Source organism: Pseudomonas fortuita (assembly GCF_026898135.2).
In the GTDB taxonomy this organism is placed as follows: Bacteria; Pseudomonadota; Gammaproteobacteria; order Pseudomonadales; family Pseudomonadaceae; genus Aquipseudomonas; species Aquipseudomonas fortuita.
In genome coordinates this window covers 3,162,759-3,176,500 of the sequence record NZ_CP114035.2, presented here as the reverse complement: position 1 = coordinate 3,176,500, position 13,742 = coordinate 3,162,759, and the positions used below count along the sequence as shown (strand labels likewise).

Below are 13,742 nucleotides of genomic sequence, written 5' to 3'. Positions count from 1 at the left end.
CGAATGTAGTGGGCGCTGTTACCACAGCGCCAGGGTGTAGCCGATGATCAGGCGGTTTTCGTCCACGGCGTTGGTCAGGCCATTGCCGGACCGGAAGGTGACGTTGCGCCAGCGCAGGCTGACGTCCTTGAATGGGCCGCTCTGGATGACGTAGGTGATGTCGGTGTCGCGTTCACGCTCGCGGCCATTGCTGACAGTGGCGGTTTCGGCGTGGCGGCCGTCGGTGTAGCGCGTCATGAAACTCAGGCCGGGGATGCCCATCGCTACAAAGTCGTAGTCATAGCGCACTTGCCAGGAGTCCAGCCCGGCGCGGGTGAAGGTGTTGTAGGTCACCAGGTTGACGGTAAACGGGTCGCCGCCGTTGACGAACGGGAAGGCACTGTCGCCGGACATCTGTTGCCAGGTCGCCGTGAACTTGTGTGCCCGCACGCCGAGGGTGAACATGGCGTTGAAGTTGCGGTTGTCGATGTTGCCAGCACGTTCGGCGCCGTCGTTGCGGCTGTCGAAGTAGCGCAGGTCGCTGCGCAGGCTCACGCCTTCGCTCAAGGGGCGGGTGTCGATCAGGCCGACGAACTGCTGGCGGTAGATGTCCTCGAGCTTGGCGTAGTAGTAGCTGACGCTGGTTTGCGGGGTGATGGCGTAGCTGCCACCGCCAAAGTCCAGGTGGTCACTGCTGGCAGCGCCATAGCCGATGTCGTCGCGGCCCGAGGAGTCGCGCAGGTTGGCCTTGGTCAGGCGGCCGGCGTTGACGGTAAGGCCATCGAGATCCTGGCTGGTCAGCAGGCCGCCCTGGAAGGTGGACGCCAGCAGGCGGGTGTCGTTGTATACCACCACCGGCAGGATCGGTTGCAGCGTGCCCAGGCGCAGGGTGCTTTTGGACACGCGGATTTTGCCGGTCAGGCCCAGTTCGCTGTAATCATCAACCGGTTCGTGGCTGTTCGGGCCGAAGGGCAGCAGCCCGGTATTGCGGCGGTCGCGGCTGGAGTCGAGCTTGATACCCAGCTGGCCCATGGCGTCAACGCCAAAGCCGACCGGGCCCTCGGTGAAGCCGGACTCCAGCTTGGCGGTAAAGCCCTGGCCCCATTCTTCTGCCTTGGCCTGTGGTGCGTTGCTTTGGCGGAAGTCGCGGTTGATGTAATGGTTGCGCAGCTCCAGGCGTGCGTGGCTGTCGCCGATAAAGTCTGCCAGCGCCGGCAATGGCAAGGCGAGCGTGGCCAGCCAGGCAGCTGACATGATGTGCGTGCGGTTCATTGTTGTTGTTTTACCCGACATGGTGGTTCTTCCTTGAAGTCAGTGCTTGCTGGCGCCAGCGGCGCCGATACCGGTCATGGAGCGGATGAACTGGGCCAGGTAGCGGCCACGCTCCTCACTGGCACGTTCGGAGCTGTCGGTGACCGAGAACGCCCAGGCACTCAGGAACGCCAGGCTCATGGAGAACAAGGCCGGGTTGCTGTAAGGGAACAGCGCTTTATCGTGATGCAGCACGTTGACCCACACTGCCGGGCCCAGTACCACCAGCAGCACCGCCGAGGCCAGGCCGGCCATGCTGCCGCACACTGCGCCGCGGGTGGTCAGGCCTTTCCAGAACATCGAAAGCAGCAGCACCGGGAAGTTGACGGAGGCAGCCACCGCCAGCACCAGGCCGGAGAGGAAGGCGATGTTCTGCGACTCGAACATCAGGCCGAGCATGACCGCCAGCAGGCCGATCAGCAGGGTGGCGACACGCGATACGCGCATTTCCTCCTGCTCGGTGGCCTTGCCTTGGCGGATCACGCAGGCATACAGGTCGTGGGATACCGCCGATGCGCCGGACAGCGCAAGGCCGGCGACCACGGCAAGGATGGTGGCGAAGGCCACAGCAGAGATGAAGCCAAGGAACAAATTGCCACCGACAGCCTGGGCCAGGTGCACGGCGATCATGTTGCCGCCGCCAATGATTGCACCGGTGGCGTCGCGGTAGGACGGCTCGGTGCCGACCATGACGATGGCGCCAAAGCCGATGACGATCAGCAGCAGGTAGAAGTAACCGATGAAACCGGTGGCATAGAACACGCTCTTGCGTGCTTCCTTGGCATCACTGACGGTGAAGAAGCGCATCAGGATATGCGGCAGGCCGGCGGTGCCGAACATCATGCCCAAGCCCAGGGAAATGGCATCCACCGGATTGGACAGCAGGCCACCCGGGGCCATGATCGCCTGGCCCTTGGCATGCACGGCCACCGCGCTGGCGAACATGGCTTCGGTGCTGAAGCCGAAGTGCTTGAGCACCATGAACGCCATGAAGCTGGTGCCCGACAGCAGCATCACTGCCTTGATAATCTGCACCCAGGTGGTAGCGAGCATGCCGCCGAACGTTACATAAGCGACCATCAGCACACCGACCAGCATCACCGCATACAGGTAGCTGATGCCGAACAGCAGCTCGATCAGCTTGCCGGCACCGACCATCTGTGCCACCAGGTACATCAGTGCCACGACCAGGGTGCCGAACGCCGAGGTCAGGCGTACCGGGGTTTGTGCCAGGCGGTAGCTGACCACGTCGGCAAAGGTGTACTTGCCCAGGTTGCGCAGCCGTTCGGCGATCAGGAACAGAATGATCGGCCAGCCGGCCAGCACGCCCAGGGCGTACAACAGGCCGTCATAGCCGTTCAGGAACATCATCGCGGAGATGCCCAGGAAGGAGGCGGCGCTGATCATGTCGCCTGCGATCGCCAGGCCGTTCTGCATGCCGGTCAGGCCCCCGCCGGCGGTATAGAAGTCGCTGGCCGAGCGGGTGCGCAAAGCCGCCCAGCGGGTGATCAGCAAGGTGAAGCAGACGAACACCATGAACATCGAAATGGCTGTCCAGTTCATTGTGCGCACTCCTGCTTGACCTTTTCATTGAGCGGGTCGAGCACATTGTTGGCGCGGTGCACATAGATGCCGGTCAGGGCAAAGGACAGCAGCACCATCAGCACACCCACCAGCATGCCGACGGTGGTCACACCGCCGCTGAGCGACTGGCCAAGGGTGCTGGGCGAAAACGCCACCAGCAGGACGAAGCCGTAGTAGATCACCAGCATGGCCAAGGTCAGGCTGCCGTTGAGGCGGCGTTTGCGCTGCACCAGGTGCTGGAAGTCGGGGTGGTTGGCGATGCTTTCTATGCGTTCGGGTGTCATGGCAAGCGATCTCTTGGTTTTGTAATTGTTTTGTTGAGGTCACGCGGGTGTTGCGGTATTGCAAAAGGGCCTCTTCGCGGGCATGCCCGCTCCCACAGGGAGGGTGTTACCCTCAGCCCTTGTGCGGTGCTTGTGGGAGCGGGCGCGCCCGCGAAGCAGGCGGCGCGGTCTTAAAGCTGGTCGAAGTCGAGCACCACCTTGTCGCTCACCGGGTAGGTCTGGCACGACAGCACGTACCCGGCTGCCACTTCGTAGTCTTCCAGGGCATGGTTGCTGTCCATTTCCACTTCCCCCTCGACCACCCGGCATTTGCAGGTCGAGCACACACCGGCCTTGCACGAGTAGGGCAGCTCGGCGCCGATGGCATTGCCGGCGTCCAGCACGTTCTGGGTGTTGCGTGGCAAGTCGAAGGTAAGGGCGCGGCCGTCGCTGATCACGGTGATGTGGCTGAGCGCCGAATCCACCTGGCGCGCTGCTTCACGGGCCTCGCGACGGGTCTCGTTACCGGCGGCGGCGAACAGCTCGAAATGAATGCGCTCTTTGTCCAGGCCATTGGCCTGCAGGCTGTCACGTACGGTTTCGGTCATTGCCTGAGGCCCGCAGATGAAAGCCGCGTCCAGGCCTGGAACGTCCAGCCAGCGGGAGAACAGTTGGCCGCACTTGTCGGCGTCAATGCGGCCGTTGTACAGGTCAACATCCTGTTGCTCGCGGCTGAACACAAAAATCAGGTTCAGGCGGTCGAGGTACCGATTTTTCAGGTCTTCGAGCTTGTCGCGGAACAGCGCGCCAGAGCTGGAACGGTTGCCGTACAGCAAGGTGAAGCGGCTGTGCGGCTCACTGTCGAGGGTGGTGCCGATGATCGACAGGATCGGAGTAATGCCACTGCCGGCCGCGACGGCCAGGTAATTGCCCTGACGGGCAGGGTCCAGCGGCACGAAGAAGCTGCCCGATGGCGGCATCACGTCCAGTTGCTGGCCGGCCTTGAGCACTTCATTGGCAAACGCCGAGAAACGCCCGCCTGGCACGCGCTTGACAGCCACGCGCAGCTCGCCGTCCTGCACGGCGCTGCAAATAGAGTAAGAGCGGCGGACCTCTTCGTTGTCCAGTTGAGTACGCATGACCAGGTACTGGCCCTGGGTGAAACGGAACTGTGCCTGCAGGCGCTCGGGCACGTCGAAGGCAATCGAAACCGCATCACGGGTTTCGTTGCGCACTTGCTTGATGGTCAGGCTGTGAAACTGGCTCATGGCGTTCTCCACGGCTCAAATGCATTTGAAGTAATCGAACGGCTCCAGGCACTCGCGGCAGCGGTACAGCGCCTTGCAGGCGGTAGAGCCGAACTGGCTGAGCATTTCGGTGCGGTTACTGCCGCACTGCGGGCAGCACACCTGGGGGGCTTCACCGAGCAGGCTGCGCTTGCTGGCGCTGCCCTGCGGCGGGGCGATGCCGTAGGTGCGCAGGCGCTCGCGGCCCAGCTCGCTGATCCAGTCGGTGCTCCAGGCCGGGGTCAGCCGACGCTCAAGGTCCGGCGCGGGGAAACCCGCCTGCTCCAGCGCCTGGCGGATATCGCCTTCGATCACCTCGGTCGCCGGGCAGCCGGAGTAGGTCGGTGTCACCACCAGGTGCAGGTGGCCGGCGCGCCAGTCGAGGTCGCGAACGATGCCCAGGTCGACCACACTCACCACGGGCACTTCCGGGTCCATGACCTGGCCCAGCACCTCCCAGGCCCGGGCCAGGTCCTCGCCGCGTGGCGCCCGCGCGCCACGGTCGCCGGCAATCAGCTCACCAGGTTGCATCGGGGTAAGCCCTTGGCAGGAACTGCATTTCGGCCAGTAGCAGGCCCAGGTGCTCGGTGTGCAGGCCTTTGCGGCTGTCCAGGTAGAAGTGACTGGCAGCCTTGGGCAGCGGCAGCTCGACCGACGCGAAGGTCTCGCTCACCTGTTTCAGCCAGGCAGCACCAGCGGTGTCGGGGTCGGCAGCGATACCTGCCTGGGCCAACTGCACCTCGTTATCGCTGGCGGCCGTCAGTTCGACGGTAAAGCGCCACAGTGCAGGAATGGCGGCAAGCATGCGCTGACGGCTCTCTTCTGTGCCGCCACCCAGGCGCTGTACCCACTCGCTGGAGCGGCGCAGGTGGTAGGTGACTTCCTTGAGTGCCTTGGCGGCGATACCGGCGATACGCTCATCGCTTGAGCCGGCCAGGCCCTGTAACACGGCAAAGTGCCAGGCGTCGTAGAGGAATTGCTTGGTCATGGTCACGGCAAAGTCGCCGTTGGGTTGCTCGACCAGCAGCAGGTTGCGATAGGCCCGCTCGTCTCGGCGGAAGGCCAGGGCATCGGCGTCGCGGCCGTCGTCCAGCCGCTCGGCTGCGTATTCCAGCCAGTTGCGCGCCTGGCCGACCAGGTCCAGGCCAACGTTCATCAGGGCCAGTTCTTCTTCGATGGCCGGGGCGTGACCACACCATTCACAGAGGCGCTGGCCTTGTACCAGGGCGCTGTCGCCAAGCAGCAGCAGGTAGGGGATAAGGGCTTCGTTGTGCATGGCCAACCTCACATGTGTCCGACTTCATCGGGCAGCTCGTAGAAGCTGGCATGGCGGTAGACCTTGTCGTCCGAAGGGGCGAACAGCGGGTCTTTCTCGTCAGGGGAGGAGGCGGTGATCAGCGCCGAAGGCACCACCCACAGGCTGACGCCCTCGCTGCGTCGGGTGTACAGCTCGCGGGCATTTTCGATGGCCATGGCGGCGTCGGCGGCATGCACGCTGCCGACATGCTTGTGGTTAAGGCCGTGCTTGCTGCGCACGAACACTTCGTAGAGGGTCCAGACAGACATTTTCGATCTCCGCATCAATCGCCGCTCAGGCGGCGTTCTTGTTCTGTTGCTTGCGCGCGTAGGCCACGGCGGCCTCGCGAACCCAGGCGCCGCCCTCGATGGCCTGGCGGCGGGTGGCGACACGTTCCTGGTTGCACGGGCCGTTGCCCTTGATCACTTCGTAAAATTCGTCCCACTGAATTTCGCCGAAGTCGTAGTGACCGCGCTCGGCGTTCCACTTCAGTTCAGGGTCGGGGGCCGTGCAGCCGAGCAGTTCGAGCTGCGGCACGGTCTGGTCAATGAAACGCTGGCGCAGTTCATCGTTGGTCTGGCGCTTGATCTTCCAGGCCATGGACTGAGCGCTGTTTGGAGAATGTTCGTCGCTGGGGCCGAACATCATCAGCGATGGCCACCACAGGCGATTGATTGCGTCCTGGACCATGTCGCGCTGTGCCTGGGTGCCGTGACGCATCATGGTCAGGAGCATTTCGTAGCCCTGGCGCTGATGGAAGCTCTCTTCCTTGCAGATACGGATCATCGCGCGGGAGTAGGGGCCATAGGAGGTGCGCTGCAGTACCACCTGGTTGACGATTGCAGCGCCATCGACCAGCCAGCCCACTGCGCCCATGTCGGCCCAGCTGAGGGTGGGGTAGTTGAAGATGCTCGAGTACTTGGCCTTGCCGCTGTGCAGCTTGGCGATTTCTTCGTCGCGGTCGGCGCCCAGGGTCTCCATGGCGCTGTACAGGTACAGGCCGTGGCCGGCTTCGTCCTGGATCTTGGCCATCAGTTGCAGCTTGCGCTTGAGGCTAGGCGCGCGGGTGACCCAGTTGCCTTCGGGCAACATGCCGACGATTTCCGAATGGGCATGTTGGGAGATCTGCCGGATCAGGGTCTGGCGGTAGGCCTCTGGCATCCAGTTCTTGGCTTCGATCTTGATTTCGGCGTCGATCTTTTCCTGGAAGTTGCGTTCCGCGGCGGACATTTCTTCCAGCGATTTGACGCGCTTGACTCCGGTTTCCACTAGCTGTGCGTACATGTGCGGCGACTCCTGCTAAGGCATGAGTCATTTGTAAGCGATACAAAACATAACGTCAAACAGTTTTATATGTATCAAATAAGATTTGTGTATCGCTTTGGGGTCCCATCGCGGGTAAACCCGCTCCCACAGGGGCGCGCGGTACCTGTGAGCGCGAATAACACGCAAAAAAAAACCCCGGACAGTGCCGGGGCTGCACAGGCAGATGAATGACTCAGCTGGCCAACCGTTTGTCATACACGTGGCAAGCCTTGCCCTCGGAGCGTTTGAGCGTGCCGCAAGGCTGCAGGTGCACCTGGGTGCTGATGCCGATGTAGGTCTTGATCTGTTTGCTCAACTCCCCGGTCACCCGCTTGCGCTGGCCTTCATCGAGGTGCTGGCACTCCGCACGCAATTCAACATGCACTTCGACACTGTCCAGGTTGCCATTGCGATACAGGTGAATCTCATACAGCTCGGAAAGCTGTTTTATTTTCAATACCTGTTCTTCGATCTGGGTCGGGAACACGTTGACGCCGCGAATGATCAGCATGTCGTCGCTGCGCCCGGTGATCTTGCCTATCCGCCGCATGGGCCTGGCTGTGCCGGGCAAAAGGCGGGTAAGGTCGCGGGTGCGGTAACGGATCATCGGCAGCGCCTCTTTGCTTAGCGAGGTGAACACCAGTTCGCCCAGTTGGCCGTCCGGCAACACCTCACCGGTGACCGGGTCGATGATCTCGGGATAGAAGTGGTCTTCCCAGATGGTCGGGCCGTCTTTGGTCTCGATACATTCCATCGCCACCCCGGGCCCCATGATTTCCGACAGGCCATAGATGTCGAGGGCATTGATGCCCAAACGCTGCTCGATCGAACGGCGCAGCTCGTCTGTCCACGGCTCGGCACCGAAAATACCCAGGCGCAGCTTGAGGTCATGGGGGTCGATGCCCTGGCGCTCGATCTCGTCGGCCAGGTTGAGCATATAGGACGGCGTCACCATGATGATGTCGGGCTGGAAGTCGCGGATCAGCTGCACCTGCTTCTCGGTCTGACCACCCGACATCGGGATTACCGTACAGCCCAGGCGCTCGGCGCCGTAATGCGCACCCAGCCCGCCGGTGAACAGGCCGTAGCCGTAGGAAACATGCACCTTGTCGCCTTTGCGCCCACCCGCAGCGCGGATCGAGCGGGCGACCACATTGGCCCAGGTATGAATGTCGTTCTGCGTATAACCGACCACCGTAGGCTTGCCGGTGGTACCGCTGGAAGCATGCAGGCGTACCACTTCCTCCTGGGGTACGGCAAACATGCCGTAGGGGTAGTTGTCGCGCAGATCGTTCTTGCCGGTGAAGGGGAACTTCGCCAGGTCTGCCAGGCACTTGAGGTCATCGGGGTGGGTGCCGCATTCGGCAAAGCGCTGGCGGTACAACGGTACATTGTCGTAGGCGTGCTTCAGGCTCCAGCGCAGGCGCTCCAGCTGGTGCTGGCGCAGGGAATCGACGCTGGCGGTTTCCATCGGGTCCAACAAGGCACGGTCGGCATCATGGTACATGTTCATGGCTTCACTCGAATTGTTCTTGTACGCCGTGCGGGGCCGGTTACGGGCCGCGCGGTGAGTGTCATGAGCGCAGCATATACGGCTGCGTTCGGTTCGGTAACAGGCTGAAGGCGTGACCCGCTCAGAGGCGTTCTATGACCATGGCGATGCCCTGGCCAACGCCAATGCACATGGTGCACAGGGCATAGCGGCCGGCAGTTTCCTCCAGTTCGTGCAGCGCGGTGGTTACCAGGCGTGCACCGCTCATGCCGAGCGGATGGCCCAGCGCAATGGCTCCGCCGTTGCGGTTGACCCGGGGGTCGTCGTCGGCCAGGCCTAGCTCGCGTAGCACCGCCAAGCCTTGGGCGGCGAAGGCTTCGTTAAGCTCGATGACGTCCAGGTCGGCCAGTGACAATCCCGTGAGCTCAAGTACCTTTCGGGTTGCCGGCACCGGGCCGATGCCCATCAGCCGTGGCTCAACCCCGGCCACGGCCATGCCGACGATACGGCCGCGGGGCTTCAGGCCATGGCGGCGGGCAGCGGTGCTGCTGGCCAGCAACAGGGCGCAAGCGCCGTCGTTGACACCGGAGGCATTGCCGGCGGTGACGCTACCCCCTTCACGGAACGGGGTGCCGAGACGGGCGAGTTGTTCCAGCGTGGTGTCGCCGCGCGGATGCTCATCGTGCTCGACCACTTTGGCCGGGCCTTTGCGCTGGGGGATTTCGACCGGCACGATTTCTTGCGCAAGGCGGCCGCGGGCCTGAGCAGCGGCCGCCTTGTGCTGGCTGCGCAGCGCGAAGCCATCTTGGTCGGCGCGGGAGATAGCAAACTGTTCAGCGACGTTTTCAGCGGTTTCCGGCATCGAATCGGTGCCGTAGGCAGCCTTCATCAGCGGATTGACGAAGCGCCAACCGATGGTGGTGTCGAACAACTCGGCTGCGCGGCCGAAGGCCTGCTCCGACTTGCCCATGACGAAGGGCGCGCGCGACATCGACTCAACGCCGCCAGCCAGCATCAGCCCGGCTTCGCCGCAACGCAGGGCGCGGGCAGCATTGCCGATGGCGTCCAGGCCGGAGCCGCACAGGCGGTTGATCGTGGTCCCCGGTATTTCGGGGGGCAGCCCGGCCAACAGGGTGGCCATGTGGGCCACGTTGCGATTGTCTTCGCCGGCCTGGTTGGCACAGCCGAAGATCACGTCGTCGACCGCTTTCCAGTCCAGCTCGGGGTGGCGCTGGATCAAGGCCTTCAGCGGAATGGCGGCGAGGTCATCGGCACGTACGCCGCTCAAAGCCCCGGCATAGCGCCCTATGGGGGTGCGCACGGCGTCGATGATCAGGGCATCGGCGAGGGTGTGTTCAGTCATCTTGCGTCTCCTGCGCCAGCACGGTGCCGCGCACTTTGTAGGATTTGCCATGGAACATCGCCACCAGCTCACCGCGCTGGTTGTGGATGCGCACGTCGTACAGGCCGGTGCGGCCTTTGCGGCTGACCTCGCTGGCGTCGGCGGTGAGCACGTCATCGCGCAGCGCCGGTGCCAGATAGTCGATGCTGCAACCCAGGGCCACGGTGGCCTGGTCGTAGCTGTTACAGGCGAAGGCAAACGCCGAGTCGGCCAGGGCGAAGAGGAAACCGCCATGGCAGGTGCCGTGGCCCTGGATCATGTCGGCGCGTACCGGCATGCCCAGGCTTGCCCGGCCCGGGCCGGCATCCAGCAGGCTGATGCCCAGGCCCTGGGTGGCCAGATCTCGGGCATACATGGCGTCGGCACAGGCTTGTGCCAGTTCGAGTTCAGTCATGCAGGGTGCCTCCTTTGGCCTCGCAACGGCGTAACAGCAGAGAAGGGCGGTAGCGGCTCTCGCCGTAGCTGCGCTGCAGGTTGTCGAGCACGCGCAAGGTGTGGGCGATGCCGATGTGCGCAGCCCAGGCCAGCGGGCCACAGGGGTAATTGACACCGGCGCGCATCGCCAGGTCGATGTCAGCGGCGCTGCCGACGCCCTGCAACACGGCATCGGCAGCTTCGTTGGCGAGCATTGCCACTGTGCGCAGCACCACCAGGCCGGGCAGGTCGGCGACAGCAGTAACCTTGAGGCCGGCCCGCTGCAGCAGGGTCACAGCCTGGTCACGAGCGCTTGCGATGGTGTCGGCCGACCAGCTGATGGCAATACGTGAGGCGGTGCTGTAGTCCAGCGCAAGATCAAGCAGCACCAGGTTGCGCAGGCCATCTTCACGGGCGCGCTGGCTGGCGAGGCGGCCATCGGACAGTGCCAGGGTGGCATCACCGACCTGGATCACGCCGCTGCCAGCACGCTGGGTGATGGCAATGCCGTTATCGCGCAGGCGTTCTGCCAGTGGCTGCAGCACCCCCAGATGCCCCTCGACAACACAGGCATCAACACTGGCGGGGCTGTGCAGTTCGGCCGGCACTGGGCGCTGCGCGCCTTCAGCGTAGCTATAGAAGCCTTGGCCTGTCTTGCGGCCGAGGCGACCGGCATCCACCAGCTCTTTTTGCACCAGTGAAGGCTGGAAGCGGAAGTCCCCATAAAATGCGTCGAACACCGAGCAGGTCACGGCGTAGTTGACGTCGTGGCCGATCAGGTCGGTAAGCTCGAACGCACCCATACGGAAACCACCGGCATCACGCAGCAGCGCATCAAGGCTGGCGCAATCGGCCGCTCCTTCCTGTAACAGGCGCAGGCTTTCGGCATAGAAAGGCCGCGCCACACGGTTGACGATAAAGCCCGGTGTCGAGCGCGTGTGCACCGGCTGTTTGCCCCAGGCTTGGGCGGTGTCGTAGATGCACGCGGCCACGGCCGGCTCAGTTGCCAGGCCCGACACCACCTCGACCAGCGCCATCAGCGGTGCGGGGTTGAAGAAGTGCATCCCCACCACCTGCTGCGGGCGTTCAAGGCCGGCAGCAAGGCTGGTGATGGACAGCGATGAAGTGTTGCTGGCAATAATGCAATCTGCTGTGCACAGGGCTTCTAACTGATTGAACAGCGCCTGCTTGACCTGCAGGTTCTCGACGATGGCTTCGATCACCAAGCCGGCATCGGCCAGCGCGTCGAGCGTGTCGACCGGGCACAGGCGGATGCTGATCATTTCACGCTCGACAGCCTGCAATTTGCCTTTTTCCACGAGCCGGGCGAGCTGGCGATCAATACCGGCCACTGCCTGGGCAGCGGCCCCTGGGCGGTTGTCGTAAAGCTTTACCGGGTGGCCGGCCTGAGCCGCCACCTGGGCGATGCCGGCCCCCATGGCACCAGCACCGATCACCGCTACGGGCACATTGCTTGCGAGTGCGCCCATGTTCAGCGCCCCTTGAATGCGGGAGTACGCTTGTTGATGAAGGCGCTGACGCCTTCACGGTAGTCCTCGCTGCGCCCGGCCAGGCGTTGCAGGTCGCGCTCAAGCTCCAGTTGTTCATCGAAGCCGTTGTCGAAACTGGCATTGAGGCTGCGCTTGATCAACGCCAGGCCGTAGGTAGGCTGGGTGGCGAGCTGGCGGGCCAGTGTGAGGGCTTCGTCACGCAGTGCAGCATCGTCAACCACGCGATGGATCAGCCCCCATTGCTGTGCCTGTTCGGCGCCAAGGCGTTCGCCCAGCATGGCCAAGGCTTTGGCCCGTGCCATGCCGACCAGGCGCGGCAGCAGCCAGGTCCCGCCAGAGTCTGGCACCAGGCCAATTTTGCAAAATGCCTGGATGAAGCTTGCCGAGCGGGCGGCCAGTACCAGGTCGCAGGCCAGCGGAATATTCGCGCCGGCCCCGGCGGCAACACCGTTTACCGCACAGATTACCGGCAGTGGCAGGTCGCGCAGGGTGCGTACCAGCGGGTTGTAGTACGTGTCGATTGAAGCGCCCAGGTCTGGCATTTCAGCGCCTGGGGCAACGTTACGGTCGGACAGGTCCTGGCCTGCGCAGAAGCCGCGGCCTTCAGCCGTCAGCAACAGCACCCGCGCATCGCTGCTCTGGCGCACTTGCTTGAGTGCTTCGCGTACTTCCAGGTGCATGGCGGTGTTGAAGCTGTTCAGCTGCTCGGGGCGGTTCAAGGAGAGGAGGGCGACGCCGTCCTCAATGGAAAACAGGATGTGCTGGAAAGTCATGACAGACTCGCTCCGTCAGTCGAGGGAAAGGTGATCAGCGGCCTTGGAAACGGGCCTGGCGCTTTTCCTGGAAGGCCCGGATACCTTCGTCGCGGTCGGCGGTGCCGGCCAGCAGGGTGAATGCATGGCGTTCGAAGCGCAGGCCACTGGCCAGGTCTGTATCGCCGGCCTTCAGCAGCGCCTCTTTTGCCAGGCGCACGGCCAGCGGCGCCTTGGCGGCGATGCTGCGGGCCACATGCAGGGCGCGTTCTACGGTGAATTCGGGCTGGGTCACTTCACTGACCAGGCCTGCCTGCTGGGCGTGACGGGCGCTAATGGCTTCGCCGGTCAGCACCATCTGCATGGCCAATGGCTTGCCAACGGCGCGCAACAGGCGCTGGGTGCCGCCAGCGCCGGGGATGATGCCGAGGTTGATCTCCGGCTGGCCGAAACGGGCGTCGGTACCGGCGATGACGATGTCAGCGCACATCACCAGCTCGCAACCACCGCCCAAGGCATAGCCATTGACTGCCGCAATCAGCGGCTTGGCAAAGCCGGCGATGCGCTGCCAGTGGGCTACCCGAGGATCGTTGAGGATGCCGACCAGGTCGCGCTCGGCCATTTCGCGGATGTCAGCGCCTGCGGCGAATGCCTTGCGGTTGCCAGTGACCACCACCGCAGCGGTCTGATCATCTTGGGCGGCTGTATCCAGTGCAGTGGCCAGCTCTGCCAGTAGCTCGGTACACAGGGCGTTGAGAGCCTCTGGCCGTTGCAAGGTGATGAGCTGAACGCCGTTTTCCGGCGCCTGCACATTGAGATATCGCGGCATGTCGGGGTCCTCTGGCTGCACGCACGGCACATCGTGGGGCCGGCATTTCTTGGAATTGTTTGCAGGGTCGTGATGCTGGGTCACGAACAGGTGAGCCCAGTATATGCATTATGCGATACACGAAATCAACATCAAAAATGCCATATCGTATCTCTTTAATGAGATCTTTAACTATTTCAATCGTTACGATTAAGGACTTTTAAACCGTATAATGTCGATTTTTAACTGATTATCGAGTGTTTTCGCCTGCCGATCCAAGCAGATATAAAGTGATACACAGCGATGGCGTTTGACGAGAAATTTCCTTGTGATACAAG

At 63.1% G+C, this 13,742-nt stretch carries 13 protein-coding genes and 1 pseudogene; all 14 read right to left on the bottom strand.

What is annotated here, in order from left to right; all coding sequences use genetic code 11:
• Window positions 1-18: 18 nt before the first annotated feature.
• The 14 genes and pseudogenes from OZ911_RS14570 to paaF all read right to left on the bottom strand — a co-directional run bounded on the left by OZ911_RS14570 (window position 19) and on the right by paaF (window position 13,425).
• Window positions 19-1,251 carry an OprD family porin gene (locus OZ911_RS14570; protein WP_016487159.1) on the bottom strand — a complete coding sequence of 411 codons (1,233 nt, stop codon included), beginning with the start codon at window positions 1,249-1,251 and terminating at the stop codon, window positions 19-21.
• A 39-nt stretch (window positions 1,252-1,290) separates the two neighbouring features.
• Window positions 1,291-2,859: pseudogene (locus OZ911_RS14565) on the bottom strand (cation acetate symporter); the annotation flags it as partial.
• Window positions 2,850-3,158: a DUF485 domain-containing protein gene (locus OZ911_RS14560; RefSeq protein ID WP_016487157.1), complete on the bottom strand. Its 309-nt coding sequence runs from the start codon at window positions 3,156-3,158 to the stop codon at window positions 2,850-2,852. The gene OZ911_RS14560 and the pseudogene OZ911_RS14565, both read right to left, overlap by 10 nt.
• A 170-nt stretch (window positions 3,159-3,328) precedes the next feature.
• The gene (gene paaE / locus OZ911_RS14555) at window positions 3,329-4,405 is read right to left on the bottom strand and encodes a 1,2-phenylacetyl-CoA epoxidase subunit PaaE (protein WP_023048026.1); all 1,077 of its coding nucleotides are present in this window, start codon (window positions 4,403-4,405) and stop codon (window positions 3,329-3,331) included.
• 15 nt (window positions 4,406-4,420) lie between these two features.
• On the bottom strand, window positions 4,421-4,954 hold the full coding sequence (paaD, locus tag OZ911_RS14550) for a 1,2-phenylacetyl-CoA epoxidase subunit PaaD (protein ID WP_016487155.1): 534 nt from the start codon (window positions 4,952-4,954) through the stop codon (window positions 4,421-4,423).
• Window positions 4,941-5,699, bottom strand: coding sequence for a 1,2-phenylacetyl-CoA epoxidase subunit PaaC (gene paaC, locus OZ911_RS14545; protein ID WP_060517774.1), 759 nt, complete (start codon window positions 5,697-5,699; stop codon window positions 4,941-4,943). The genes paaD and paaC overlap by 14 nt, the downstream gene beginning before the upstream one ends.
• Window positions 5,700-5,707: 8 nt before the next feature.
• Entirely contained in the window at window positions 5,708-5,989 is a 282-nt protein-coding gene (gene paaB, locus OZ911_RS14540) for a 1,2-phenylacetyl-CoA epoxidase subunit PaaB (protein ID WP_004374528.1), read from the bottom strand.
• A gap of 25 nt (window positions 5,990-6,014) precedes the next feature.
• The gene (paaA, locus tag OZ911_RS14535; protein ID WP_023048138.1) at window positions 6,015-7,004 is read right to left on the bottom strand and encodes a 1,2-phenylacetyl-CoA epoxidase subunit PaaA; all 990 of its coding nucleotides are present in this window, start codon (window positions 7,002-7,004) and stop codon (window positions 6,015-6,017) included.
• A 214-nt stretch (window positions 7,005-7,218) separates the two neighbouring features.
• Window positions 7,219-8,538 carry a phenylacetate--CoA ligase PaaK gene (gene paaK / locus OZ911_RS14530; RefSeq protein ID WP_023048137.1) on the bottom strand — a complete coding sequence of 440 codons (1,320 nt, stop codon included), beginning with the start codon at window positions 8,536-8,538 and terminating at the stop codon, window positions 7,219-7,221.
• 121 nt (window positions 8,539-8,659) lie between these two features.
• Window positions 8,660-9,880: a 3-oxoadipyl-CoA thiolase gene (gene pcaF / locus OZ911_RS14525; RefSeq protein WP_023048136.1), complete on the bottom strand. Its 1,221-nt coding sequence runs from the start codon at window positions 9,878-9,880 to the stop codon at window positions 8,660-8,662.
• Window positions 9,873-10,313 (bottom strand): hydroxyphenylacetyl-CoA thioesterase PaaI, encoded by a 441-nt coding sequence (gene paaI, locus OZ911_RS14520; protein WP_023048135.1) that lies wholly within the window; start codon window positions 10,311-10,313, stop codon window positions 9,873-9,875. Before paaI ends, pcaF begins: the two co-directional genes overlap by 8 nt.
• Window positions 10,306-11,823 carry a 3-hydroxyacyl-CoA dehydrogenase PaaH gene (gene paaH, locus OZ911_RS14515; RefSeq protein ID WP_023048134.1) on the bottom strand — a complete coding sequence of 506 codons (1,518 nt, stop codon included), beginning with the start codon at window positions 11,821-11,823 and terminating at the stop codon, window positions 10,306-10,308. Before paaH ends, paaI begins: the two co-directional genes overlap by 8 nt.
• Before the next feature lie 2 nt (window positions 11,824-11,825).
• The gene (gene paaG / locus OZ911_RS14510; RefSeq protein WP_016487148.1) at window positions 11,826-12,617 is read right to left on the bottom strand and encodes a 2-(1,2-epoxy-1,2-dihydrophenyl)acetyl-CoA isomerase PaaG; all 792 of its coding nucleotides are present in this window, start codon (window positions 12,615-12,617) and stop codon (window positions 11,826-11,828) included.
• Between the two features lie 34 nt (window positions 12,618-12,651).
• Complete coding sequence (gene paaF / locus OZ911_RS14505) at window positions 12,652-13,425, bottom strand: 2,3-dehydroadipyl-CoA hydratase PaaF (protein WP_016487147.1); 774 nt, start codon at window positions 13,423-13,425, stop codon at window positions 12,652-12,654.
• Window positions 13,426-13,742: the final 317 nt, after the last annotated feature.